General features: G+C 70.9%; 27 protein-coding genes. 15 read left to right on the top strand and 12 right to left on the bottom strand.

The features are described from left to right. Window positions 1–19: 19 nt before the first annotated feature. The 3 genes from serB to ABZ297_RS00730 are packed head-to-tail and all read right to left on the bottom strand — an operon-like array spanning window position 20 to window position 2,952. The gene (serB, locus tag ABZ297_RS00720; protein WP_355337182.1) at window positions 20–1,237 is read right to left on the bottom strand and encodes a phosphoserine phosphatase SerB; all 1,218 of its coding nucleotides are present in this window, start codon (window positions 1,235–1,237) and stop codon (window positions 20–22) included. A gap of 45 nt (window positions 1,238–1,282) precedes the next feature. Further along, on the bottom strand, window positions 1,283–2,299 hold the full coding sequence (locus ABZ297_RS00725; RefSeq protein ID WP_355337184.1) for an S-adenosylmethionine:tRNA ribosyltransferase-isomerase: 1,017 nt from the start codon (window positions 2,297–2,299) through the stop codon (window positions 1,283–1,285). Further along, window positions 2,296–2,952, bottom strand: coding sequence for an SDR family oxidoreductase (locus ABZ297_RS00730; protein ID WP_355337186.1), 657 nt, complete (start codon window positions 2,950–2,952; stop codon window positions 2,296–2,298). Before ABZ297_RS00730 ends, ABZ297_RS00725 begins: the two co-directional genes overlap by 4 nt. A 93-nt stretch (window positions 2,953–3,045) precedes the next feature. Here ABZ297_RS00730 and ABZ297_RS00735 point away from each other — a divergent pair, with 93 nt between their 5' ends. Together ABZ297_RS00735 and ABZ297_RS00740 are read left to right on the top strand one after the other, a co-directional pair. Then, the gene (locus ABZ297_RS00735; RefSeq protein WP_355337188.1) at window positions 3,046–4,161 is read left to right on the top strand and encodes a GAF domain-containing sensor histidine kinase; all 1,116 of its coding nucleotides are present in this window, start codon (window positions 3,046–3,048) and stop codon (window positions 4,159–4,161) included. Further along, window positions 4,158–4,781 (top strand): response regulator transcription factor, encoded by a 624-nt coding sequence (locus ABZ297_RS00740; protein ID WP_355337190.1) that lies wholly within the window; start codon window positions 4,158–4,160, stop codon window positions 4,779–4,781. Before ABZ297_RS00735 ends, ABZ297_RS00740 begins: the two co-directional genes overlap by 4 nt. Window positions 4,782–4,850: 69 nt before the next feature. Here the strand turns inward: ABZ297_RS00740 and ABZ297_RS00745 are convergent, their stop codons facing one another. Beyond that, window positions 4,851–5,570 (bottom strand): hypothetical protein, encoded by a 720-nt coding sequence (locus ABZ297_RS00745; protein WP_355337192.1) that lies wholly within the window; start codon window positions 5,568–5,570, stop codon window positions 4,851–4,853. A 70-nt stretch (window positions 5,571–5,640) separates the two neighbouring features. Between ABZ297_RS00745 and ABZ297_RS00750 the strand changes: the two genes are divergently transcribed. The 4 genes from ABZ297_RS00750 to ABZ297_RS00765 all read left to right on the top strand — a co-directional run bounded on the left by ABZ297_RS00750 (window position 5,641) and on the right by ABZ297_RS00765 (window position 8,543). Then, the gene (locus ABZ297_RS00750) at window positions 5,641–6,429 is read left to right on the top strand and encodes an ABC transporter ATP-binding protein (RefSeq protein WP_355337194.1); all 789 of its coding nucleotides are present in this window, start codon (window positions 5,641–5,643) and stop codon (window positions 6,427–6,429) included. Between the two features lie 78 nt (window positions 6,430–6,507). Beyond that, complete coding sequence (locus ABZ297_RS00755) at window positions 6,508–7,428, top strand: SPFH domain-containing protein (protein WP_355337196.1); 921 nt, start codon at window positions 6,508–6,510, stop codon at window positions 7,426–7,428. Between the two features lie 110 nt (window positions 7,429–7,538). Next, on the top strand, window positions 7,539–8,294 hold the full coding sequence (locus ABZ297_RS00760; protein ID WP_355337198.1) for a sulfite exporter TauE/SafE family protein: 756 nt from the start codon (window positions 7,539–7,541) through the stop codon (window positions 8,292–8,294). A gap of 30 nt (window positions 8,295–8,324) precedes the next feature. Further along, window positions 8,325–8,543 (top strand): hypothetical protein, encoded by a 219-nt coding sequence (locus tag ABZ297_RS00765; RefSeq protein WP_350804521.1) that lies wholly within the window; start codon window positions 8,325–8,327, stop codon window positions 8,541–8,543. 44 nt (window positions 8,544–8,587) lie between these two features. Here the strand turns inward: ABZ297_RS00765 and ABZ297_RS00770 are convergent, their stop codons facing one another. The 6 genes from ABZ297_RS00770 to ABZ297_RS00795 all read right to left on the bottom strand — a co-directional run bounded on the left by ABZ297_RS00770 (window position 8,588) and on the right by ABZ297_RS00795 (window position 14,311). Next, window positions 8,588–9,427 (bottom strand): NAD(P)H-binding protein, encoded by an 840-nt coding sequence (locus ABZ297_RS00770; RefSeq protein WP_355337200.1) that lies wholly within the window; start codon window positions 9,425–9,427, stop codon window positions 8,588–8,590. 176 nt (window positions 9,428–9,603) lie between these two features. Continuing rightward, window positions 9,604–10,425: a Rieske 2Fe-2S domain-containing protein gene (locus ABZ297_RS00775; RefSeq protein WP_355337202.1), complete on the bottom strand. Its 822-nt coding sequence runs from the start codon at window positions 10,423–10,425 to the stop codon at window positions 9,604–9,606. Window positions 10,426–10,545: 120 nt separating this feature from the next. After that, window positions 10,546–11,157 carry an HD domain-containing protein gene (locus tag ABZ297_RS00780; protein ID WP_355337204.1) on the bottom strand — a complete coding sequence of 204 codons (612 nt, stop codon included), beginning with the start codon at window positions 11,155–11,157 and terminating at the stop codon, window positions 10,546–10,548. Between the two features lies 1 nt (window position 11,158). Next, window positions 11,159–13,345 carry a molybdopterin-dependent oxidoreductase gene (locus ABZ297_RS00785; protein WP_355337206.1) on the bottom strand — a complete coding sequence of 729 codons (2,187 nt, stop codon included), beginning with the start codon at window positions 13,343–13,345 and terminating at the stop codon, window positions 11,159–11,161. Window positions 13,346–13,446: 101 nt separating this feature from the next. Next, on the bottom strand, window positions 13,447–14,094 hold the full coding sequence (locus tag ABZ297_RS00790; RefSeq protein ID WP_355337208.1) for a hypothetical protein: 648 nt from the start codon (window positions 14,092–14,094) through the stop codon (window positions 13,447–13,449). A 1-nt stretch (window position 14,095) separates the two neighbouring features. Next, a complete protein-coding gene (locus ABZ297_RS00795) occupies window positions 14,096–14,311 on the bottom strand; it encodes a hypothetical protein (RefSeq protein ID WP_355337211.1) in 216 nt (71 codons plus the stop codon). A gap of 678 nt (window positions 14,312–14,989) precedes the next feature. Here ABZ297_RS00795 and ABZ297_RS00800 point away from each other — a divergent pair. Together ABZ297_RS00800 and ABZ297_RS00805 are read left to right on the top strand one after the other, a co-directional pair. Further along, complete coding sequence (locus ABZ297_RS00800; protein ID WP_355337213.1) at window positions 14,990–15,853, top strand: helix-turn-helix transcriptional regulator; 864 nt, start codon at window positions 14,990–14,992, stop codon at window positions 15,851–15,853. A 50-nt stretch (window positions 15,854–15,903) separates the two neighbouring features. After that, entirely contained in the window at window positions 15,904–16,128 is a 225-nt protein-coding gene (locus ABZ297_RS00805; protein WP_355337215.1) for a DUF397 domain-containing protein, read from the top strand. 323 nt (window positions 16,129–16,451) lie between these two features. Here the strand turns inward: ABZ297_RS00805 and ABZ297_RS00810 are convergent, their stop codons facing one another. Next, a complete protein-coding gene (locus tag ABZ297_RS00810) occupies window positions 16,452–17,864 on the bottom strand; it encodes an MFS transporter (protein ID WP_355337217.1) in 1,413 nt (470 codons plus the stop codon). Between the two features lie 108 nt (window positions 17,865–17,972). Between ABZ297_RS00810 and ABZ297_RS00815 the strand changes: the two genes are divergently transcribed. From ABZ297_RS00815 to ABZ297_RS00830, 4 genes are all read left to right on the top strand, one after another. Then, window positions 17,973–18,797: a helix-turn-helix transcriptional regulator gene (locus ABZ297_RS00815; protein WP_355337219.1), complete on the top strand. Its 825-nt coding sequence runs from the start codon at window positions 17,973–17,975 to the stop codon at window positions 18,795–18,797. Window positions 18,798–18,896: 99 nt separating this feature from the next. Continuing rightward, complete coding sequence (locus tag ABZ297_RS00820; RefSeq protein WP_355337221.1) at window positions 18,897–19,943, top strand: CapA family protein; 1,047 nt, start codon at window positions 18,897–18,899, stop codon at window positions 19,941–19,943. Window positions 19,944–19,984: 41 nt separating this feature from the next. Further along, complete coding sequence (locus tag ABZ297_RS00825; protein WP_355337223.1) at window positions 19,985–21,706, top strand: SDR family oxidoreductase; 1,722 nt, start codon at window positions 19,985–19,987, stop codon at window positions 21,704–21,706. A 30-nt stretch (window positions 21,707–21,736) separates the two neighbouring features. Continuing rightward, window positions 21,737–22,414 carry a TetR family transcriptional regulator gene (locus ABZ297_RS00830; protein WP_355337225.1) on the top strand — a complete coding sequence of 226 codons (678 nt, stop codon included), beginning with the start codon at window positions 21,737–21,739 and terminating at the stop codon, window positions 22,412–22,414. A gap of 98 nt (window positions 22,415–22,512) precedes the next feature. On the opposite strand, the gene ABZ297_RS00835 is transcribed toward ABZ297_RS00830, so the two are convergent. Next, a complete protein-coding gene (locus ABZ297_RS00835) occupies window positions 22,513–22,884 on the bottom strand; it encodes a hypothetical protein (RefSeq protein WP_355337227.1) in 372 nt (123 codons plus the stop codon). A gap of 154 nt (window positions 22,885–23,038) precedes the next feature. Between ABZ297_RS00835 and ABZ297_RS00840 the strand changes: the two genes are divergently transcribed. The 3 genes from ABZ297_RS00840 to ABZ297_RS00850 all read left to right on the top strand — a co-directional run bounded on the left by ABZ297_RS00840 (window position 23,039) and on the right by ABZ297_RS00850 (window position 24,391). Further along, a complete protein-coding gene (locus tag ABZ297_RS00840) occupies window positions 23,039–23,569 on the top strand; it encodes a hypothetical protein (protein ID WP_355337229.1) in 531 nt (176 codons plus the stop codon). Between the two features lie 51 nt (window positions 23,570–23,620). Next, window positions 23,621–23,977 (top strand): hypothetical protein, encoded by a 357-nt coding sequence (locus tag ABZ297_RS00845; protein ID WP_355337231.1) that lies wholly within the window; start codon window positions 23,621–23,623, stop codon window positions 23,975–23,977. 207 nt (window positions 23,978–24,184) lie between these two features. Then, window positions 24,185–24,391 carry a hypothetical protein gene (locus ABZ297_RS00850; RefSeq protein WP_355337233.1) on the top strand — a complete coding sequence of 69 codons (207 nt, stop codon included), beginning with the start codon at window positions 24,185–24,187 and terminating at the stop codon, window positions 24,389–24,391. Window positions 24,392–24,547 lie beyond the last annotated feature (156 nt).

The raw sequence follows: 24,547 nt of genomic DNA on the forward strand, positions 1-24,547 counted from the left end.
ACGTGAGGTCCGCGCGAGGTCACGACGTGAGGACGCCGTCCTCGGCGTCGGCGGCCTCGACCTCGTCCCGCGAGATGCCGAGCAGGTAGAGGATCGCGTCGAGGTACGGGGTGTTCACGGCGGTGTCGGCGGCCTGCCGGACGACCGGCTTGGCGTTGAACGCGATGCCGAGCCCGGCGGCGGCGATCATGTCGAGGTCGTTGGCGCCGTCGCCGATGGCCACGGTCTGGCTGATCGGCAGGCCGGCCTCCTTGGCGAAGCGCTCCAGCGCGCGCGCCTTCCCCGGACGGTCGACGATCTCGCCGACGACCTTGCCCGTCAGCCTGCCGTCGACGACCTCCAGGACGTTGGCCGCCGAGTAGTCGATGCCGAGGTCTTCCACGAGGGTGTCGGTGATCTGGGTGAAGCCGCCGCTGACGATCGCGAACCGGTAGTCGAGCCGCTTGAGCGTGCGCACCAGAGTCCGGGCGCCGGGCGTGAGCACGACCTCCTGACGGACCCGTTCGAAGACCTCCGCGGGCAGCCCTTCGAGCAGCGCGACCCTGCGGCGCAGCGACTCGGCGAAGTCCAGCTCGCCGCGCATCGCCTCCTCGGTGACCTTGGCGACCTCCTCCAGGCAGCCCGCGTGCGCCGCCAGCAGCTCGATGACCTCGCCCTGGATCAGGGTCGAGTCGACGTCCATGACGATCAGCCGCTTGGCCCGCCGCGACAGGCCGGTGCGCTGGACGGCCACGTCCACCTGCTGGAGGGCGGCCTCGGCGGCCAGCTCGATGCGGAGCGCGTCGGGGTTGGCGCCGGAGACCGACAGCTCGATGCAGGTGACCGGCCACTGGGCGAGCCGCTCGATGCGGTCGATGTTGGCCCCGGCGGCGGCGATGCGCCCGGAGATGCCGGCGATGGCGGCGGGGGCGAGCGTCGTGCCGAGCACGCTGACCGAGAGCCGGCCGCGGCGGCGCGCCTCTTTGGCCTGCGAGCCGGTGGAGAGCTCGACCTCCATGCCGAGGTCTTCCGCGACCCCCTCGACGGCGGTCCACATGGCGCCGAGCGTGCTGCCCGTGCCGGTGGAGGGGCCGCCGGCGTAGGCCACGAGCACGCCGAGCGTGAGCCTGCCACGGATGACGACCTGCTCGATGTCGGCCACGGTCACCGGGAACCCGGAGAGCACCGAGAAGAGCCTGGAGGTGACGCCGGGACGGTCAGGCCCGGTGAGAGTGATCAGGAGGGTGCGCTGGTCCACATTCAGCCACGGTACTGCTCCTGCTCCACTGCTCGTGCGGCAGGCTCACCATTCGGACATCAGTATCAGATGGGTGTCTCCGAACTCGTGCCACAGATACCTCTCCTGTAGCGCGGCCTCGTAGGCGCGCGCGAGCGGTTCCCGGCCGGCCAGCGCGGTCAGCATCATCAGGTGGCTGGAGCGCGGCTCGTGCAGCCCGGTGATCAGCCCCGTGACCGCCCTGACGCCGGTCTCCGGCGTGACGACGTGCCCGGTCCAGCCCGCGGAGGCGGTCACCAGGCCGTCGGCGCCCACGGCCGTCTCCAGCGCGCGTACCACGGTCGTGCCCGCGGCCACCACCCGGCCGCCGCCCTCCCTGACCAGGTTGACCTGCCTGGCCGTGTGCTCGGGCACCTCGTACCGTTCGGCGTAGGGCGGTTCGTCCTTCTCGGGGGACGCCACGCCGGTGTGCAGGGTGATCGGGGCGATCCCGACGCCGCGCGACACCAGCGCCGTGACCAGGTCGGCGCTGAAGGGACGTCCGGCGCTGGGCATCTCCGCGCTGCCCGGCACGGTCGCGAACACCGTCTGGTAGGACTCGATCGGCCAGTCGCGGCTGACGTAGGAGTAGCGGATCGGCACCCCGTGGGCCCGCAGGTACGCCTCCACGTCCCGGTCGAGCGCGGCCCGCCACAGGCGCGGGGTCTCGCGTCCGAGCAGCCTCAGCGTGGCCCGTCCGGGAAGGGGCAGCCACTCGCCGGGCTCGCCTCCCTGGTACGGCTCCGACGCCGTCGCCGTGCGGCGGCGCAGCTCGACCAGCCACGTGCCGTCCTCGCGCGCGGTCGAGAAGTGCACGGCGAGCCGGTCCAGCCGGACGGCCGCGGGCAGTGTCGCGGAGTTGTTGACCACGACCAGGTCGCCGGGCGCGAGCTGGTCGGGCAGCTCGGTGAAGCGGTGGTGCTCGGGCGGCAGGCCGCCGCGCGAGACCAGCATCCGGACTCCGTCGCGGTCCAGCCCCCGCGCCTCTGGAGGTTCGTGCGCGGAGAGCGCGTCCGGCAGCGCGAAGTCGAGAGCCGCGGTCATTGCAGGCTCACCCTGCCGCCGGCCGGACGGGCCTTGACCAGGTCGTGCAGCGCGGACGCGACCTTCGCCGGGTCGGTGGCCGCGGCGGCGTCCTCGGCGCCGACCGCGTCGGCCAGCATGCGGGTGTTCATCTCGCCCGGGTCGACCCACCAGACCGCCAGCTCCGGCTCCTCGGCCGACAGCACGTTGGAGAGCTGCTCCAGCGCGGCCTTGGTCGCGCCGTAGCCGCCCCAACCCTCGTACGCGCCCGTGGCGGCGTCGGAGGTGACGTTCACCACCGCCCCCCGGCGGGCGCGCAGCGCGGGCAGCGTCGCCTGGATGAGCGCCAGCGGAGCCGTCACGTTGGTCTCCAGCAGGACCCTGAACGCTTCCAGCGGGTAGCCCGCGAGTGGCGGCAGCGGGGCCACACCCAGGTCGCTGGCGTTGTTGACCAGCAGGTCCAGCTCAGGGACCGCGGCGGCCAGCCGCTGGACGTGGGCGGCCTCCGTCACGTCGCCGGGGATCGCGGTGGCGCCCAGCTCGTCGGCGACCCGCTCCAGGTCGGCCGCGCCGCGCGCGGTGAGCACGAGATTCCAGCCCGCCCCCGCCAGCGAGCTCGCGAGAGCGAGGCCGAGACCGCGGGAGGCGCCGGTGATGAGTGCGGTGTTCGTCATGCCACGACGGTAGGAACGAGCGTCCTGCCGCGGCATCGGGCTGAGGGCCCGCCCGATCCTGGGCTTTCGTCCTAGGACCCTAGAGTGGGTGCCGTGACGTCCGACCGAGACGAGATCCTGCAGGCGGTGAGCTCCGCCGTGCTCGCGGTCACCCGCCACCTGTCGGTGCGCGAGGTGCTGCAGGTCATCGTCCGCTCCGCGCAGCGGCTGCTCGACGCCCGCTACGCCGCGCTCGGCGTGCCCGACGACGACGGGTCCTTCGCCGAGTTCGTCGCCGAGGGCCTCACCGACAAGCAGTGGGACGCGATCGGGCCGCTGCCGAGACAGCATGGCATGCTCGGCGCGATGCTCCGCGACGGGGCCCCCGCCAGGCTGCCCGACCTGCGCAGCGACCCCAGGTTCGAGTGGTGGCCCAAGGCGCACCCGGTGATGAAGGACTTCCTCGGAGTCCCGATCCGCGACGGCGAGCAGGTGCTCGGCATCATCTTCCTGGCCAACAAGCGCACCGCGGGCGGCTTCACCGAGGCCGACCAGGAGCTGCTCACCCTGTTCGCCGCGCACGCCGCGATCGCGCTCACCAACGCCCGGCTGTACGAGCGGGGCCGCGAGCTGGCCATGCTGGAGGAGCGCAACCGGATGGCGCGGGAGCTGCACGACGCCGTCACCCAGAAGCTGTTCTCGCTCAGGCTCACCGCCCAGGCCGCCGCGACCATGCTGCACAGCGCTCCCGACAAGGCCGCCGTCGAGCTGGAACGGGTGCAGCGGCTGGCGGGCGAGGCGCTGGCCGAGCTGCGCGCGGTGATCGTCGAGTTGCGTCCCGCCGAGCTCGACAGGCACGGCCTGGCCGAGACGCTGCGCAAGCACGTGCGCATGCTGGACCGGCTGCACCCGTCCGACGTCACGTTCGAGTGCGACGAGCTGCCGCCGCTCGATCCGGAGGTCGAGGTGGCCCTGCTGCGGGTGGCGCAGGAGGCGCTGCACAACGCCTTCAGGCACTCGGGCGCCGCGCGGATCTCGGTGCGGCTCGCCCGCGAGGGTGGCAGGCTGGCGCTGTCAGTGCGCGATGACGGCGCCGGTTTCGTCCGCGAAGCAACGCGCGGCCTGGGGTTGGAGTCGATGCGAGACAGGGCGGAGTCGATCGGCGGCGTGCTGACGGTCGACTCGGGCGCCGGCGACGGGACCACGGTTCGGGTGGAGGTGGGCGTGTGATCCGAGTGCTGATCGCTGACGATCATCCGGTGGTGCGGCAGGGCTTGCGGACCTTTCTCGACCTGCAGGACGACATCACGATCGTCGGCGAGGCGGCCGACGGGGCGCAGGCCGTCGAGCTGGTCGGGCAGCTGGCGCCGGACGTGCTGCTGCTCGACCTGAAGATGCCGGTGCTCGACGGGCTCGGGGCGCTGGCGAAGCTCGCCGGCACGTCCACCCGGGTGGTGGTGCTGACCTCGGTGAGCGACAGGACCGACGTGGGGCCGGCGATGCGGGCGGGCGCGGCGGGGTTCCTCTACAAGGACGTCGATCCGCTGGCGCTCGCGCAGGCCGTTCGGGCCGTCCACGGAGGGCAGGTGCTGCTGGCGCCGGAGGCGGTGGAGGCGATGCTGGCAGGCGGGAGCGGCTCCCCGTCCACGTCCGCGCCGATGCCGTTGACCGAGCGGGAACGCGAGGTGCTGGCACTGATCGCGGCCGGACGGTCCAACAGGGAGATCGCCAGGAGCCTGGCCGTGGCCGAGAAGACGGTCAAGACGCACGTCTCGAACGTGCTGATGAAGCTCGGAGTCCAGGACCGCACCCAGGCCGCCCTCTACGCGGTCCGCCACGGCCTCGCCTGAACACCGCACGTCTCCGCACCTTGCCCACAAGCTGCCCACAAGCTGCCCGCGGGCCCGCAGTTGGGCGGGCTACTGGTTTCTCAGGGGTTCGAAGATGGCGTGGTGCGCCGCCACCAGCGCTCGCCGCACCGCGCGGTCGAGCTCGCGCAGGGCGGCCCCCCGGGTGGCGATCTGCCCTGAGGTGAGACCCCGCTCGTCGGCCATTCGCAGCACCGCGGCCAGCCTCGCCGCCAGGGCCGACAGCCGGTGCGCCCGCCCCGGGTAGCCGGGCGCCAGCTCGCCGCCGGCGCGTCCGAGCTGGTCGGGACGGTCCTGCGCGGGGCCGTCGACGGCCGTCAGGGCCTCGGTCGCGGACCGGATCGCCGCCGACAGCTCCTGCTCGGCCTCCGCCATGGACGGCAGGTCGTGGCGCGCGGGACGGGACTCGTGCACCGCCAGCCGCACCCCCACGTAGGACGAGCCACGCAGGTCGGGCGAGGGCACCAGGCCGAGGCACCGCTCGGGCAGCACGGCGACGACGGCCTCGCCCGCGTCGATGGCGGCCGAGTTGAACTCCGGCGGGCCGGACAGCCCGAGCGGGTCACCGGGCGCCGGCAACGCGAGCCTGAGCTCGGTGAGCCCGTCGGACCGCAGGTCGGCGAGGTAGCCGCGGAGCGACACCGCCCCCACGACTGCCGGTCCGCCAACGGTTTCCGCATGATCGACTGCCTCGTCCAGACCGACGTGACCGGCGAGCCAGGCGTTCCCCCAGGCGACCAGCGCGGGGCAGAAAGGCGATTCAGGGCGCACCGGTCCACGATAAGCGCTCGCCCTGCAATAGGTTTGTCCCCGAGCGTTACCCCCACGGAGAGGACCTGGGATGGGTGGTCAGGTGCTGCGGCTCCAGGACGTGGCTGTCAGGCGCGACGGAACGGCCCTGCTACGTGCCATCGACTGGACGGTCAACGAGGACGAGCGCTGGGTCGTCATCGGGCCGAACGGCGCAGGAAAGACCACGTTGCTACAGGTCGCCGCCACGTTGCTGTATCCGAGCGAGGGGGTCGTGGAGGTGCTCGGCGAACGGCTCGGCCAGGCCGACGTCTTCGACCTGCGCCCCCGCATCGGGCTGGCCAGCGCCGCGCTCGCCGAGCGGATCCCGCCGGAGGAGAAGGTCATCGACCTGGTGCTGACCGCGTCCTATGCGATCATGGGCCGCTGGACCGAGGAGTACGACTCCAACGACGTCACCAGGGCCGTCGAGCTGATCGACATGATGGGCGCCGCCCATCTGATCCGCCGCCGCTTCGGGACCTTGTCGGAGGGCGAGCGCAAGCGGGTGCAGATCGCCCGCGCGCTCATGCCCGACCCCGAGATGCTGCTGCTGGACGAGCCCGCGGCAGGGCTCGACCTCGGCGGCCGCGAGGACCTCGTGCGGCGGCTGTCGCTGCTGGCCGGCGACTACCGCTCACCCACGCTGGTGCTGGTGACGCACCACGTGGAGGAGGTGCCGAGCGGGTTCACCCACGGGTTGCTGCTGCGTCACGGCTCGGTCGTCGCGCAGGGGCCGCTGGAGCACGTGATGACGGCCGACAACCTGACCCGCACCTTCGGCGTGCCGCTCTCGCTGGAACGCAGCGAGCAGGGCCGCTGGTACGCCCGAGCCCACTAGATCGGTCTTATACCTAAAAAGGCCGCCAAAAGCTCATAGGATCTACGAAGTCGCACATCTCGACTTCGGAGCGTCGCCATGTCCACGGAACAGCTCATCGTCGCCCTCGTCGTGGTCGCGGCGGTGGGCTTCGGGGTGGCGCGTACCGTCCGCATCATCCCTCAGGCGACGGCCGCGATCGTGGAGCGGCTCGGCCGTTATCACCGCACGCTCAAGCCTGGTCTGAACCTCGTGGTGCCGTTCATCGACCGGATCAAGGACATGATCGACCTGCGTGAGCAGGTCGTCTCCTTCCCGCCGCAACCCGTGATCACCTCCGACAACCTGGTGGTCTCGATCGACACGGTCATCTACTTCCAGGTCACCAACCCGAAGGCGGCCACGTACGAGATCGCCAACTTCCTGGTCGGCGTCGAGCAGCTCACGGTCACCACGCTCCGCAACGTGGTCGGCGGCATGGACCTGGAACGCACGCTGACCTCGCGCGAGGACATCAACACCGAGCTGCGCGGTGTCCTGGACGACGCGACGGGCAAGTGGGGCATCCGGGTCAACAGGGTGGAGCTCAAGGCCATCGACCCGCCGGTCTCGATCCAGGACTCGATGGAGAAGCAGATGCGCGCCGACCGCGACAAGCGCGCAGCCGTCCTGACCGCGGAGGGGCAGCGGCAGGCCGCCATCCTCGCGGCGGAGGGCGAGAAGCAGGCGGCGGTCCTGCGCGCCCGCGGCGAGGCGGAGGCGGCGGTCCTGCGCGCCCAGGCCGACGCGGAGGCGCAGGCCATGCGCGCCAAAGGGCAGGCGGACGCGATCGGCATGGTCTTCAAGGCCATCCACGAGGGCAACCCGGACCAGCGCCTGCTCGCCTACCAGTACCTGCAGACGCTCCCCGAGATCGCCAAGGGGGACGCGAACAAGGTGTGGATCGTCCCCTCGGAGATGGGCAAGGCGCTGGAGAGCCTCGGCAGCCTCTTCAGCCCGCCGAAGGACCGCGAACACTGACACACCCCCGCCGCCGCGCCCTCCCGGACTCCCGCGCCCTTCCGGACACCCGAGCCCTCCGCGTGAACCCCGCTGCCGGGAAGAGGCGGGGGCGCGTCTAGGCTCGTCGGGTGACGGTCTGGGAGGTGGTCGCGGTCTGTGCGGCCGGAATGGCGGCCGGCGCGATCAACGCGATCGTCGGTTCGGGGTCACTGATCACCTTTCCCACCCTGGTGGCCGTCGGGATCGACCCCGTCGTGGCGAACGTGTCCAACAACATCGGGCTGGTCCCCGGGTCCTTCGCGGGCGCGTACGGCTACCGCGCCGAGCTCAAAGGCCAGCGCGAGCGGCTGGTACGGCTCGGTACGGCCTCGGCGCTCGGGTCGGTGATCGGGGGAGTCCTCCTGCTCTACCTCGACCCGAGCGTGTTCAAGGTCGTGGTGCCGGTGCTCATCGCCGTGGCCTGCGTCCTGGTGGTGGCGCAGCCGAAACTGAACGGGTGGCTGTCGGCGCGGCGGGAGCACGCGCACCCGCACGGGGGCGTGGAGCTCTGGCTGGGGGTGCTGGCGGCGGGCGTCTACGGCGGGTACTTCGGGGCCGCCCAGGGTGTGCTGCTGATCGGCCTGCTGGGCAGCTTCCTGGACGAGGACCTGCAGCGGGTGAACGCGGCGAAGAACGTGCTCTCCCTCATCGTGAACGGCTGCGCCGCCGTGCTGTTCATCGCCGTCGCCCGGGTGGACTGGTGGGCGGTGCTGGCCGTGGCCGTGGGGTCCATGGTGGGCGGGTTCGTAGGGGCGCGGATCGGGCGGCGGATCCCCGCGCCGGTGCTTCGGGGGATCATCGTGTGCGTCGGCGTGGTGGCAATTGTCAAACTAATGTACGGATAATTACCAGGCTTTGTGGGTATAAATCCGTGCATGAAGGGTGATCGGGTGGAGATCGTCATCGATGTGGGCGGCAGCCCGCGTACCTACGAGGTCAACGCCACCCGTGCGGGGCGCCGTGTGGAGGTGACCACGCGGCGGGGTCTGGTCGAGGTCAGCGAGGTGACCCGCAGCGGCACGGCGGTCCGCACCGCGCGGTTCATGTCCAGCCGCATTCTCGCCCTGGTCGAGCACCCCGCCGACGAAGCCTGACGCCGACAGGGCGGTCGTGCTTGGTCGATGAGGCGTCGGCGCGGTCAGCGGAAGTCGGCCGCGTGGTCCTCGGCCCACTGGCGGAACGTCAGGGGCGGCCTGCCCAGCAGCCTCTCCACCGTGTCCGTGACCTTCTCGGGGGACGTCACGAAGCTCTCCCACCCCGTGAGCGCCCCCTCCACGAACGTGGCGTCGCCCCAGGCCGCCAGCAACTGCTCGCGGGCGACGTCCCGTGGCAGATCCTCCCAGCGCACCTCGCGTCCGACCGTCTCGCCGATGATGCGCACCTGCTCCTCCTGCGTCAGCCGCCCGGGCCCGCTGAGGACGTACTTCGCCCCGTTGTGCCCCGCCGAGGTGAGGACGTGGGACGCCACCGCCGCGATGTCCCGCTCGTGGATCAGCGCCCGGGACGCCTGTCCGAACGGCCAGCGCACCACGCCCTGCCGGATCTGCTCCGCCCAGCCCAGCGTGTTGGCGGCGAAGCCTACGGGACGCAGGAACGTCCAGGCGATCCCGGACCGCCTGATCAGCCGCTCGACCTCCTGGTGGAACAGGGTAGGTTCCTCGCCGTCCGCCAGCTCTGTCACGTCGGCCGACAGGTAGACGACGCGGCGGGCGTGCTTGGCGATCGCCTCGACCACCGGGGCGGCGGTCTCGGCCGCGAAGCCCGGCCACACCAGGAAGACGCTCTCCACGTCCGCCAGCGCGGGCTCCAGAGTCTGCGGCGCCGTCAGGTCGCCGCGGACGGCCTTCACGCCCTCGGGCAGCTTCGCCCTGCTCGGGTCGCGCACCAGCGCGTGGACGTCCAGGCCCGCTTCGGCCAGCTCGGAGACGACATGTTTGCCCACATTGCCGGTCGCGCCGGTCACCAGAATCTTGCTCATGGCTCCGACCGTAAAACCTAAACCAACGTTCAGGTCAACTGCGGGCTGCGGGGGCCTGTGAGTGCTTCTGCGCGCAGACGGGCCAGGCGTGCTCGAGAGAGAGGAGATGGGCCACGAGGGCGCTGATGGGGAGATCGGGCAGGCACGCGCCGATGCGGGGCAGGCGTGCGGCGAGGTCAGGTGACGCTGGGGCGGACCTGGACGGTGCCGTCGCGCTGGATGCGGGTCTCGAAGATCGGGGCCGGCGCGGTGGCAGGCCCGTGCTTGACCGTGCCGTCCTCCAGCCGGAAGGTGCTGCCGTGCCACGGGCACACCACGCACGCTTCGCCCTTCTCCACGACCAGCCTGCCCTGGTGCAGCGGTCCGGCCAGGTGCGGGCAGCGGTCGGCGAGCACGGTGACGCCCTCGGCATTGCGCAGCACGAACAGCTGGATGTAGCCGAGCCGCCGCGCGACCGGCCTGCCTTCCGGCAGCTCCTTGAGCCGGCAGAGGTCGTGCCACCCGAGCGGCACCAGGTGGGACACCTGCGGCGCGTGGTTGGCCCCTGCGGCGAGCCGGTAGGCCAGGTGCCCGCCCAGGTACGCGCCCAGGCTCCCCACGCCGAGCCCGGCGAACGAGAGTATCCGGCCGCCGCGCTCGCGCCCGCGCAGCCGCGCCGCCAGCGAGGCGCTGAACAGCCCGAGCGCGGTCACGTTCGACAGCAGGTGGACGAAGCCGACCCGCTGCTGCTCCCGGTGCAGCGACGACCAGTCGGTCAGCCCCGCGGCGGCGGTGGGCAGCCCGCAGCCGATGCCGCTGGCCAGGAGCAGCCGTGTCGCCCTCGGGTCGGCCCTGGCGACGTCCAGGACGACGGCCGAGAGCCAGCAGCCGAGGCTCATCGTCGCGAGCGGCGGATGCAGGGGCTTGCCGATGGGCACGCCGTGCAGCACGTCCCGCAGCGTTCCAGGACGGATCAGGGTGCGGACGGCCTTGGCCAGCACCCGGATCGGCGTGTCCATGGCCTTGGACTTCTCGAGCCGGTCAGCCAGACCGACCGGCCCCACGAAACGCCGCAACTGCCGACGTCTCGCTCGAACTGACTCTTTCACGACAAGTCCCCTACCCCAGGCAGGAGGGCATCACTCGGACAGGTGTCCTCTGGCGACGGAGAGTTCGACCAGCTCCAGGGCGTACGCCCCGAGCGAGGGCGAGCCCTCCTCGATCAGCCGGACCTTCTCTTTGACCTGTGCGGCCGTCACCTTGAACAGCGGCCAGGTGCCGCCCTCGGTGTGGTGGTTGGCCAAAATCGGGGCGAACCGGTCGAGCGCCCTGGCGAAGCGGGCCTCGCGGGTCTCGCGGGCCTCGAACTCGTCCCAGAGCTCCCGCATCCGCACACCCTGCTCGCCGGGGAGCAGGGCGAAGATCCGATCGGCGGCCGCCCGCTCCGCCTCCGCCTGGGCGGCCACGGCGGCTTGGTCGTAGACGAACGTGTCGCCCGCGTCGATCTCCACCAGGTCGTGCACGAGCAGCATGGCGACCACCCGCTGGATGTCGGTGCCGGGTGGCGCGTGCTCGCCGAGCACCATGGCCAGCATGCCTACGTACCAGGAGTGCTCTGCGTCGTTCTCCCGCCGCGAGCCGTCCATGAGCAGGTTGCGGCGGACGACCCGCTTCAACTTGTCGATCTCGACGACGAAGGCGATCTGGGCGTTCAGGCGGTCCTCTTCTGGCGCGATAGTCACGCGCGACACCCTAATGTGCCGTGATCACAGCAGTTGGCAAAATCGTGACCGGAACGCCGTTGAACACCGCATTACCTGACGGAACGTCGATAGCGGACTCGTCGGTCAGCGCGTTCGCGCTCACCCCGGCGTGCTCGGCGGCGACCGACTGCGTGCTCCCCGCGTGCCCCCACCCGTGCGGCAGGCTCACCACGCCCGGCATGATCGTGTCGGTCGGTTCGAGCGGCACCGTCAGCTCGCCCTTGGCCGACCGCACCACGGCCTCACCGTCGAGCCCCAGCCGCGCCACGTCGGCTGGGTTGATCTGCAGCGTGCACGTGTTGCTGCCGCCGACCAGCGGGCCCACGTTGTGCAACCAGCTGTTGTTCGAGCGCAGGTGCCGCCGTCCGATCAGGACGAGTTCGGGCGGCTCCTCCTCCAGCCTGCCCCGAAGCCGCTGCACGTCCTCGACGAGCAGTGGCGGCGCCAGCTCGATCAGGCCCGAGGCCGTCCTCAGCACCTCGGGAAGCCGGGGCTCCAGCGGGCCGAGGTCGAGCCCGTGCGGGTGGTCGAGCAACTTGCGCAGCGACAGCTCGCCCTTGCCCGCCCACTCGCCGTACGGGCCGAGCCGCAGCATCAGGTCGAGCCTGCGTTCCGCCCCCGTCTCGCCCTCCAGGGACGCGCGCAGCTCCGCCGGGTCCCGCCCCTCGACGCCGGAACCGGGCAGGTCCACGGCCTTGCGCAGCATCTGGTCGATGACGAACGCGTCCAGGTCGCCTTCCAGGCCGGACGCGATCATCGCCAGCCTGGCCAGGATCTGCGCCTCCGACGGCCGCCCGTCCAGCGGCAGCAGCGGCGGGGAGTACCGCGCGTAGTTGCGGACCGCGAATCCGAGCAGCGTGAAGTCGAAGTGCCCCGACTGCAGGACACGCGGCGGCGGCAGGATGACGTGCGCGTGCCTGGTCGTCTCGTTCAGGTACGGGTCCACGCTGACCATGAAGTCGAGCTGCGCGAAGGCCCGGTCGAGGCGGTCACCGTGGGGCGCGGACAGCACCGGGTTGCCCGCCACCGTCAGCAGGAACCTGATCTGGCCGTCGCCGGGAGTCTCGATCTCGTCCGCGAGGGTCGCCACGGGGAGCTCGCCGTTGGCCTCCGGCAGGCCCCTGACGCGGCTCGTCCAGCGCCCCACCGCGTACGTCCTGCGTCCGGCGCCGAACTCGGTGGCCCCCTTGGGGAACATCGCGCCGCCCGGCCTGTCGAGGTTGCCGGTGAGCACGTTCAGCACGTCCACCAGCCACTGGGCCAGCGTGCCGAACTCGGTGGTGCAGGTGCCGATCCTGGCGTAGGCGGCCGCGGTCCTGGCGGCGGCCAGCTCCCTGGCCAGCCGGACGATCACCTGTGCGGGGACGCCCGTGCGGCGCGCGACCACGTCGGGCGGGAAGTGCTTGGCCGCCTCGCGGACCTCGTCCAGGCCGTTGACCTCGTGCGAGATCCTGGTCAGGTCTTCGGCGAAGAGCGTGTGAACCAGGCCGAAGAGCAGGTACGCGTCGGTGCCCGGGCGGACGAACACGTGCTCGTCGGCCAGCGACGCGGTTCTGGTGCGCCGCGGATCGACCACCACCAGCCTGCCGCCGCGCGCCCTGAGCGCCTTCAGTCTGCCGGGGAAGTCGGGCGCGGTGCACAGGGAGCCGTTGGACTCCAGCGGGTTCGCGCCCAGCATCAGCAGGTAGTCGGTCCTGTCGAGGTCCGGCACGGCGATGGTGAGCGGGTGGCCGAACATCAGGCCGCTGGCCACATGCTTGGGCATCTGGTCGGCGGTGCTGGCGGAGAAGACGTTGCGGGTGCCGAGCGCCTTGATCAGCGGCGTGGCATAGAGGGCTCCGGCCATGCTGTGGGCGCTCGGGTTGCCGAGGTAGATGCCGGCAGACTGGCGTCCGTGCCGCTCGGAGACCTGGTCGAGGCCGCGCTGGACGGCGGTGAACGCCTCGTCCCAGGTCGCCTCGCGCCACAGCTCGCCGTCTCTGATCAGCGGCTTGCGGAGCCGGTCGGGGTCCTCGTCCAGGCGGCCGAGGCTGGCGCCTTTCGGGCAGATGAAGCCCTTGCTGAACGGATCGTCCCTGTCGCCGCGGACGCTCGTGACATGGCCGCCGTCGTCGAGGGTCAGGGTCAGGCCGCAGACGGCTTCGCACAGGGGGCAGGTGCGGTGAACAGTCGACATATCACGACTCCTGAGTTCGTCAGCTGAACTCATCTTGGCCCGCGCGTCGCGCATGGGGAAGCCCCGGAGCCCCCGCGGTCTCCGGGGCTTGACTGTGGGGCTCAGCCGACCTGCGGCAGCGCCGGACGCCCGCGCATATCGGACGGCTCCTCGATGTCGGGCCTCATCGACACCCATGCGCGGCGGCCGTAGAGGCGGTCGAGACCGGGCGAGGCGGCGCCCGGGACCTCGTCGCGCCTGACGATCTCCAGCACGACCAGGTGCGCCCTGGCGCGATGCCGGTAGACGGTGGCGTTCCTGGCCCAGCAGGCCGCCGCGATCTCCTCCGCGTACGCCCCGAACTCCTCGGCGCAGATCCCGGCCCTGGTCAGGATCAGCGCCTTCTCCCCGGTGGTCGTGGGCGTGATCCAGAGCACCAGCGGGATGCGCCCCGCCCGGGTGTGCATGGTGGTCTCCAGGCAGACCCTCTGCAGCCGGTGCCTCGACACCACGCACCAGAAGTGGGCCACCGCCCAGTTGCGTCCCGCCCTGGTCGCGGCGGGCACCGAGATCGCGCTCGTCAGCGCGACGAACGGGGCCCACCCGCCCTGCTGCGTGGCCCCCAGCAGGGTCAGCGTGACCAGTCCGGCCGCCAGGACCAGCAGCAGCTCGGTCCTGAGCCGCCAGAGCCTCGTCAGCGCCCCTGAGCCGCCGGCGACGGGAAGGTCCTCGTTGGCCGGGTAGATCTGGTTGCGCGGATTCCTCGCCATCTCAGGACACCTCCTCCTGGAGGAGCGGTGCGATCCTGAGCTGGTCGAAGCGGTGGTCGCGGTAGCGTCGGGAGCCGAAGCCGGCCCTGGTCACGGTCCAGCCTCGCCGGTAGGCGAACTCGTCCGGCTCCATGCAGATCTCGCGGTCGGCCCAGGCGACGAGTTCCCGGATCCGGGACTTGATTCGGCTGAGTCCCTTGGTACCTTGTGAGTACATAGAAGACCCCTTTCGCGGCATTCTCGAGGTGGCTTCTTTTCGCCGGACCGAGAGCCGATGGCTCGCGTCGTCGCAGGGTGGCAGCCCATATGCGGCGGCGCGGCAGTCGGCGCCGGTCCGGCTTTTACGTGCTCGAATGAGCGGCGGTTGTCGCGGCGTTCGAGCAGGCGGTCGATCAGGCGGTCGGGCGATCCGTCCGGCAAGAGGCCTCCCTGGGGCGAAGTTTCTCCGGGACGGCGACGCTGCCGAGGGGGCGGCCCGCCGGGCCGCTCGCGATCAAGTGTGGAAGACCCGGTGTGCACGGCCGTTTCGTCATCTCGGCCTCCTTCGGATCCCCCTTGGAACGATCGTCCCCCTGGGTGATGGAAGCCGCAATACTTTCAGCAAGAGAAGATTTCGTTTTCTTCGCACCTTGCCGAATAATTTGTGGTGCAAGTTGCACGAGAACTGTCAGCCGGGCCGCTGGGGCACGGTAGTCAGGGAGCCCTTGTACTCCCTGCACGAGCCGCCGGGAAATGCTGTGGTTGTTCCTACGGTGCGCTCGTGAAAGCTTTCTGGCAAGGTCGGGTGGCAGTGCCGATGCAAGTTGCAGTGTAAGATTAAGTGAACGGCCCAATAAGCCGGGCTCCAAACGATCCTTTCCGGCTACGCCTTCATGCCCGACAAGGAGAGTGGACGGTGCCATCGCAGCAGGGCAGTCCTACTGTTCGCAGGCTCAGGCTGGGCCAGGAGCTGCGTCTCCTCCGCGAACGCAGGAAGCTGACAGGAGCCAAGGCGGCCGGGGAACTCGGCTGGTCGCCGAGTAAGGTCAGTCGCATCGAGTCCGCCAAGACCATGCCGAGCGCCGAGGACGTCCAGGCCATGGCCAAGCTCTACCGGATCGAGGGCGACAAGCTTGACGAACTCATCAGCTTGTTGCGTGACGCGGATCAGCGCGGCTGGTGGGAAGATTACGAAGACTCTCTGCCTGAGGAGTACACAAGATTCCTCGGGTTGGAGGCGGAGGCCGTATTCCAGCGCAACTGGGAACCCCAGGCTGTGCCAGGCCTTCTTCAGACCGAGGAGTACGCGCGGGAAGTCATCCTGGCTACCCGTGGCATCGCACGCATCACGCACAGCGGTGTCCGAAGCCGCGTCGAGGCCCGCCTCGACAGGCAGCGTCGTGTCTTGCGCAAGCCCGATCCGGCCCAGCTGAGCGTGGTGCTCGACGAGGCCGCGCTGACACGTCGCTTCGGCGAACCCTCGGTGATGCGCGAGCAGATGGAGCACCTTCTCGAGGTGTCCATGCTGCCGCACGTCAGCGTCCACGTGCTGACCCTGGATGCGCTGCACCCGGTCAACACGGGCGCCTTCATCCATCTGAAGTTCGCGGCGTTCGACGACGTGGTGTACCTCGAGCAGCTCTACACCGCGCACTTCGTCGAGGACCTCGAACGGGTGGCTGGATATGAGACGGCGTTCGACCACATCAGGTCCGAATCGCTGGATGAGGACGAGTCACGTGTCCTCATCCAACGCAAGGCCATGCAGTGGCGACGCTGAGTGACGATCAACAAGGGGCAATGACGCCTCTTCGCCCATTTGGGGAGAAAATGTACATCAACACTCAGAGGGCAGCGTGGCAGAAGAGCAGCTTCTGCAACGGCGCGACCGCCTGCGTCGAGGTTGCCCCCCTGGCCGACGGTAACGTCGCCCTGCGCGACAGCAAGGTCCAGGACGGTCCCGTCCTGGTCTTCACCCCGTCGGAGTGGGCCGCCTTCACGGCCGGCGTCCGCGAAGGTGAGTTCGACCTGGCGGCACTCGCGGCCAGCGCATAAAGAACGGCCCTGGCAGGTTGCTAGCGCAACAAGCAGGGCCGTTCGGCAGAGGCACAGCACAGCCTCTATCGCACTCCAGCCCACCGTCGCGGCGAATCTGGAAGAACCCGTACATCATTTCACAGGAAACGTTCAGGTGATCAACTGACACGGCTTCCGCCGGTCCGGAACCCCGAACCTCCCGCCCTGGTGGCCACCGCCGCAGCTCGAAGCGCGGCAGGACGCCCCGGCATCGAAACCCTGAACTCCCGGCAGACCGGCCGAGGTGACACACGAACCGGCCCGCGCCCGATGGGCGCGGGCCGGTTTCGCCTGAGGGATCGTCAGGCCACGTTCAGGGCCCGCCGTCGCGCCAGGAACAACGAGCACAGACCCGCCAGGACGGCCAGCGTGGCCATCGCGATCGCGGTCCCCATGGAGGCCGAGCTGCCGGAGTGCGCCTGGCTCAGCGAGATGAACAGAGTCCCCACGGTCGACACCCCGATGACCTGGCCGAGCTGCATCACGGTGAGCAGCGCGCCGCTCGCGTCGGCGGCGTAGGCGTCGTCCACCTGCTCTGTCGCCATGTTGGTCACCGCGACCTGTACGCCGAGCCCGGCGCCGATCAGCGCGCTCATCACCGCGTACAGCGCGCCGCCACCGGCCGCGAGCCCGAGCCCCACATAGGCGGGCGCGGCCACCACGTACCCGAACGGCACGAGCGGGCGCTGCAGCCCGGCGGGCAGCCGCGGCCAGAGCAGCCCGACCACCGCGAACGCCACGGCGCAGGGAACCATCATCATGCCGGACGCGAACGGCGACAGGTGCAACTCGCCCTGCAGGTGCAGCGCGGAGGTGAACAGGAACGCGCCCCAGGTCGCCGGGCCGAGCAGGAGCACGCCGAGCCCCGGCCGCATGCCGGGGGCGCGCAGCACGCGCGCGTCGACGAGCGGACGCCCGCCGCGCCCGGTCACCCAGCGCTCCACCCGGACGAACACCCCGAACATCACCACACTCAGCGCCATCGAGATCCAGCCCCACAGCGGCCAGTGCAGCTCCCTGCCGAGCACGAGCGGCACCACGAAGAGCAGCACGGCGGCCGACAGCGTCAGCAGGCCCCACGGGTCCAGCCCGCCCCGGCCGCCGCCCTGGTCGGCGGGGAGCGCGCGGGCGCCGGCGACGAGCAGCAACGCCCCGATCGGCACCATCACCAGGAACACGATCCGCCAACCCGCGCCGAGCCCGAGCAGGATGCCGCCGAGCGCCTGCCCGACGACGATCCCGCCGCTCACGACCGCGGACCACAGGCCGAGCGCGCGGCCTCTGGCCGGACCCTGGTAGTTGCGCTGGATCAGCGTCAGCACCTGCGGCATCATCATCGCGGCTCCGGCGCCCTGGGCGAAGCGGAAGCCGACCAGCGCCCCGGTGGAGGGCGCGAGCCCGCAGCCGAGCGTGGTGAGGGTGAACAGCGCCAGACCGTAGAGGAAGGCCCGGCGGTAGCCGAACAGGTCGCCGACCCTGGCTCCCGTGATCAACAGGACGGCGTAGACAATGGTGTATCCGGCCACGATCATCTGCAGCCCGGCACCGGACGAGCGCAGGTCCGCCTCGATGGTCGGAGTGGCCACGTTGACGATGTTGACGTTCAGGACGGCCAGGAACTGCCCGAGCAGGATGACGGCGAGGAGCAGCCCGCTGGCCTTGGCTCTTTCCGGCTGTGCCGCCAGAGGGGGAGAAAGGGCAGCAGATTGTGTCATACGAACAGAGTGACGGATCTCTGGTACCAGTAACGAGAGCCTACTTATACTGGTATTAACGCCACCTGGATGCCCCTCGCCCGGTCCGTCCATAGTGAAGAGGTGACCGTGACAGAAGCAAGGCGCGCCGACCTGGCGGCGTTCCTGCGCAGCCGACGAGAGCGCATCACGCCCGAGATGGTGGAGCTTGCGCCCGGCCCCCGGCGGCGCACGCCTGGCCTGCGCCGCGAGGAGGTGGCCCAGCTGGCAGGGGTGGGCGTCACCTGGTACACGTGGCTGGAGCAGGGGCGTCCGATCAACGCCAGCAGCCAGGTGCTCGACGCGATCTCGCGCACGCTCCGGCTCGACAGCGCCGAGCGCCAGCACCTCTACCGGCTGGCGGGCCAGCAGGAGGGCCCGGCCGCCGGCGACTCGGCTCGGGTGACCCCCGACATGAAGGCGATACTGCACCAGCTCGACCCGATGCCGGCGTGCCTGGCCAACAGCCGCTGCGACGCGCTGGCCTGGAACACCGCCTACGCGGCGCTCTTCCCCGAGGTCGTCGGCGCTCCCGAGGGTGAGCGCAACACACTCTGGCAGACGTGCGTCAACCCCAGGTTGGCGGCGATGCTGGTCAACCGCGACCTGGAGCTGGCGCGCGCCGTCGCGGTCTTCAGGGGCGCCTACAGCCGCCACGGCGACGACCCATGCTGGCAGGACTTCGTGCGCAGGCTCAGCGCCGAGAGCGCCGAGTTCGCCAGGCTCTGGGCCAGGCAGGACGTCGCGGAGCCCGGCCCGCGCGAGAAGATCTTCAAGCACGAGGAGCTGGGGGAGATGCGCTTCGGCACCACCAGCTTCAACCTGTCGTCCGCGCCGGAGACCCGCCTGGTCGTCTACCGCCCGGCCAACGACCGCAGCCGGGACGCGGTGGACTGGCTTATCGCGCACCACTAGAAACGCGCGCATATCGGTCGTTCATGGCATGCTCGATGGCTGACTGTGAATATCGAGCGGAAGTGGCGACAAGTGAGACTCCCCCGTGCCCTCCTCGCGATGACCGCCGTCGTCGTCACGAGTTCCGCGTGTACGGCTGCCAACTCGGAGCCGCAGGCCGATACGGCGGTGCAGCGGCCCGCCGCCACGACGCCCGCGCCGAAACGTGCCCCGCGCAAGCCGTTCACCATCGCCTTCGGCGGCGACGTGCACTTCGAGGGCGGCCTGCGCGGCCGGCTGGCCAACCCGCGCACCGCGCTCGGCCCGATCTCGAACGTGCTCAGCGACGCGGACCTGGCCATGGTCAACCTGGAGACCGCGATCACCGAGGGCGGCACGCCCGCGCCCGGCAAGCAGTTCACGTTCAGGGCGCCCGCCAGCGCCTTCACCGCGCTCAAAGCCGCAGGTGTGGACGTCGCCTCGATGGCCAACAATCACGGCATGGACTACATGGAGAGCGGCCTCACCGACACGCTCGCGGCGATCAAGCGGTCCAGGTTCCCGGTGGTGGGGATCGGGAGCAACTCCACGCAGGCCTACAAACCATTCCGTAAGGTCATCAACGGCAACCGGGTCGCCATCATCGGCGCGACCCAGGTGCTCGACGCCGAGTTCGTCACGTCCTGGACCGCGACCACCGGCAAGGGCGGCCTCGCCTCGGCCAAGAACGAGGACCGGCTGCTGGCGGCCGTGCGGCAGGCCAGGGAGAACTCCGACACCGTGATCGTCCACCTGCACTGGGGCACCGAGATGCAGAAGTGCCCCAACCCGGCGCAGCTCTCGCTCGCCCCCAAGCTGGTCAAGGCGGGCGCCGACGTGGTGGTCGGCGGGCACGCGCACATCCTGCTCGGCGCCGGTTACCTGGACAACTCCTACATCAGCTACGGCATGGGCAACTTCGTCTTCTACAACTCCACTCCCGGCACCACCGGGCGGACCGGTGTGCTGACCCTCACCATCAACGGCCGCAAGGTCCTCAGGGATCGCTGGACCCCGGCCACCATCCAGGGCGGCGTCCCGATCCCGATGACCGGCACGGCCAGGACGCAGGCGGTCGCCGACTGGAGGGCGCTGCGCTCCTGCACGGGTCTGTCCGCCCGTCCCTGACTCTGCCTATATTTGGACTAAACGTCCAATAGGAGGTCGCGATGCGCTGGGTCGAATCCGGTGACGTACGGCTGGCGGTCTTCGAGGAGGGCGACCCGGCCGACCCCACGATCCTGCTCGTCCACGGCTATCCCGACACGCACCGCGTCTGGGACGAGGTCGCGCGGCGGCTGAGCGACCGCTTCCACGTCGTCAGGTACGACGTGCGCGGCGCGGGCCGGTCCACCGCCCCGCACGACCACGACCACTACGACTTCGACCATCTGGCGGCGGACCTCGCCGCCGTCCTCGACGCGATCGGCAAGCCGGCCGTGCACCTCGTCGGCCACGACTGGGGGTCGCTGCAGGGCTGGGACGCGGTCACCAGGCCGGGCATCCGCGACCGCGTCGCCTCCTTCACCAGCTTCGGCGGCCCCGGCCTCGCCCAGGCGGCCCAGTTCGCGCGGCACGGCAGGCGCCGCGACGTGGCCGGTCAGCTCGCCAGGTCCTGGTACATCGGCGCGTTCCACGTCCCCGTCCTGCCCGAGCTGGCCTGGAGCACGTTCATGCCCGGGATGCTGAAGCGGACCATGCGGAACAACGACGGCGTCCGGCCGCGTCCCGGACACCCCGCCGACACGCTCGCCAAGGACGCGCGCAACGGGCTCTGGCTCTACCGGCGGAACATGGCCGGCCGCCTGCACGGCGGTGGGGATCCGAACGTCGGCGTGCCCGTCCAGCTCATCGAGGCCGCCCGCGACCCGTTCGTCTCACCGGCGCTGCTGTCCTCGCTGGAGCAGTGGGCGCCGAGGTTCTGGCACCGCAGGATCGCGGCGGGCCACTGGGCGCAGCGCAGCCACCCCGACGTGGTCGCCAGGATGATCGCCGAGTTCGCCGACCACGTCGACGGCGGCGAGCCGTCCAGGACGCTGCGCAGGGCCAGGGTCGAGGAGGGGCGCCGGGCCTTCGCCGAGCGGCTGGTGGTGGTCACCGGCGCGGGCAGCGGCATCGGGCGCGCCACCGCGCGGGCCTTCGCGGCGCACGGCGCCGAGGTCGTCTGCGCCGACCTCGACCTCGACGCGGCCACCCGCGCCGCCGACGGCATCGAGAAGGACCTTGGGGGGACAGCGCACGCCGTCCAGGTCGATGTCGCCGACGCCGACCAAATGGAGGCTTTTGCACGAAATATCCGGACGAGTTATGGAGTGCCGGACATTGTGGTGAACAATGCCGGGATCGCGGTCGCCGGGCCCTTCCTCGACCACTCGCTCGACGACTGGCGCCGGACCCTCGACGTCAACCTGTGGGGCGTCATCCACGGCTGCCGCCTGTTCGCCGCCCAGATGGCCGAACGCGGCGAAGGCGGGCACATCGTCAACATCGCCTCCCTTGCCGCCTTCGCGCCGTCCAGGGTGCTGCCTGCGTACTCGACCTCGAAGGCGGCGGTGAAGATGCTCAGCGACTGCCTCCGCGCCGAACTCGCCGGCCAGGGCATCGGCGTCAGCGTGGTCTGCCCCGGCTTCGTCTCCACCCCCATCGCCCAGCACGCCACCTACGTCGGCCCCGACCTGCGGGAAGACGCCGAACGCGGGCTGGCGCGGCGAGGCTACCCGCCGGAACGGGTGGCCGCGCACATCCTCCGCGCCGTCCACCGCGACCAGGCCGTGGTGCCCGTCAACGCCGAAGGCAAGATCGGCTATCTGCTGTCGCGGATCTCACCCGGCGCGATGCGGCGCCTGGCCCGCCTGACCGGAGCTCCGGGGAATCCACACATTGGCAGGTAACGATCGCTTCTTGGGGGGAAGATGGAATCCGTGTCCTCCCCACTTCCGGAAGACGACTGCGTTCAGCCCAAGCCGCTCCGCCGCCGGCCCACGCAGCGCCGCAGTGCCCGCAGGGTCGAGCGCATGCTCGACGCCTGCGCAGAGCTGCTCGACGAGAGCGGCTACGAGACGCTGTCGACCACCCGCATCGCCGAACGCGCGGACGTCGCGATCGGGTCGCTCTACCAGTTCTTCCCCGACAAACGGGCCATCACCCAGGAGCTGACCCGGCGCAACGTCGAGCAGTTCGTCTCCAGGGTCGGCCGGAGATTCCTCGAGGAGGAGTACCCGGGCTGGTGGGAGGCGGTGGAGGCGATCATGGACGAGTACGTCGACATGCACCGCACCGTGCCGGGGTTCAAGAGCATCCACTTCGGCGACGTGGTCGACCTCAACCTGCTCGACTCCGGCTCCGACAACAACACGGTCATCGCCGGACGGCTGCGCGGCCTGCTCCTCAGCGAGTTCGGCCTGGCCGACAGCCGGGAGCTGGACGTCGCCGTCCTGGTGGCGGTGGAGGCGGGCGACTCGGTGCTCAAGCTGGCCTTCCGCCACGACCCCGACGGCTCACCCGAGCTCATCGACGCGGCCAAGCAACTGGTGTGCGGGTTCCTGTCACGCCAGCTCAACTCCTGGTCGCAGAGGGCCCGTCCGACCAACGGCGGCTGATCCCACCGCCCGACGGCCCCTGGCCCGCAGCTGCCCAGCGGAGTGCGTGGGAGCGGCCCTCGGGGCTCGTTCGGGCCGCTTCGGGGGTGTCTGGAGGGTCAGTCCGCTGTTTCCGGCTCGTCGAACGGCTCCGACAGCCAGGGGAACTGCTCGTCCGCGCGGTGGGTGTGCTTTCTGCGCGGGTGGTCGTCCGGCAGCGCCGCCGCCGTGGGGACCCGCATGTGGGACTCTGTCGGCTCCGCGGGCTGAGCGGGCGGAGCGGGCTGCGGCAGACAGGCCGTCGGGAACGACACCGGACGGGCCTCCCTGGCCTCCATCTCGTGCAGCCGGACCTCCAGTGAGCGCAGGCTGCGCTCAGCCGACTTGACCGCCTCCAGACGTCCCGACAGATACCCCGCGATCCCCGGCCCGAGGGCCGCGAGCACGACGACACAGGCGAGCGTGGAGGTCATCTGCTTGGAAACGCCCATCACCGCTCCCTCCGCTCGTGGCAGAGGTATGCCCGATGGCCTGCATAGACACGCGGAATGTAGTCATACTTGAACAACGTGATGCCGAATCCACGCGGCACCGACGATGTGCATTGACCGGGCAAAGCGGCAGACGGCTCGGTAGTCTCGCGTTGTGGCGCATGTGACCCGTGAACACCTTGATCGTCTGCTCGAGCAGGCCCTGCTGGCCGATGACCATGGTTCGCTGGCCAGTCGGCTCTACGACGTCGCCCTCGGCTATTCGTCGGGCGACGTGTCCAGGGCGTCCATCCTGGTTCTGGCGGCCGAGGAGTGGCGGGCCGCCGGGCAGCCCGCGCGGGCGCTGGAGTGCTTCCAGCGCGCCGTGGAGGACGGCGGTGAGTCCGGCACCGACCCGCGAGCCGGGATCGCCGACACGCTCTTCGAGCTCGACCGGCCCACCGAGGCGAGGGAGGTCATCGAAACGATTCGCGCGGAAGGCGGGGTGACGACGGCGACCGCCCACATGATCGCCGAGACCCTGGTGGCGTACGGCGACCTCCAGGGCGGGCACGAGTGGGCGACCCAGGCCGTCCTCGCCTGCGACGAGGACGACCCCGAGCACCTGGCCCTCCTCCGCACCCGCTACCGCATCAGAGTCGACCTCGGGCTCCCCGAGGACGATCTGGACGCCCTGGTGTCCTGACCGGCCCACCGCTGTCTTCGGGGCCTGTGGGCGCTCAGGTAGGTCAGGCCGATGGCGTCCCGGAGCGCGGCCACCCTGCCCGCGGACGTCCTGAGCGGCAGGTCGGGGGCCGGGGCGACCGTCTCGACGCATCGCAGGCCCGCCGGGCCCGGTACGCCGTCCGGCAGCCTGGGCAGGCCGGACGTGGCGGCCATGCCCGCCGCGTCGGCGACGCTCATCATCGCGGGCACCGTGGCCAGGCCCGCGAGGCCGACCCTCCGGGCCATCCGGTCCACGGCGGCCGACAGCTCGCCGCCCATCGGCGCGTCCAGGACGTTCCGCGCGCCCTGGGGGACCGGGACGGCCAGAGGGGCCGTGGGCGTGCCGTCCGGCCGCTCGCAGAGGGCCGTCGTGGGCGCGGGCCAGTGAGCGTCAGCAGGACGACCGCCACAGCCGTCAGGCGCCGAAGGCCCATCCGACCCCACCGCCCCCGCGCCACCGGGCCCGCCGCGTACCGCCGCGACCCCGCGCGCCTCCGCGACACCGGGCTCACCTGGCCCGCGCCTCCCCGGGCGCCTGGGTCCTCCCGGCCCGCGCGTCTCCGCGGCGTCAGGTTCTGGGCTGACCGTGGGCGTAGTGGGCCTCGCTGACCAGCTCACCTCCGCGACAGGGGGCGCGGGCAGCCGGGTGGCGGCTGCGGGGCTCCGTGATGACTGGTTCGCCATGGCGGTCGCCGGGGCCGTTGCCGACCAGGTCGCCCCTGCGGTCAGGGCGGCCACCGCGAGGATGCTCCGGAAGTTCCGCGAAACCACGTCACGTCCCCCTGATCGGTTCTGGTGGTGACGGACGCTGAAGCTAGCCACGCTCGCGACCCGCAGGCGGCGGCTTGCCGGAAGGATGGGACATTCCTTACCCCGACGGGAGATCCGACACGCGAGAGCCCCGGGAGGGCCGGACCCGGAGACCCGAGGGCCGGAACGCGGAAGCCCGGAGGCCGGT

The sequence above is a fragment of the Nonomuraea sp. NPDC005983 genome (assembly GCF_040614375.1).
GTDB lineage: Bacteria > Actinomycetota > Actinomycetes > Streptosporangiales > Streptosporangiaceae > Nonomuraea.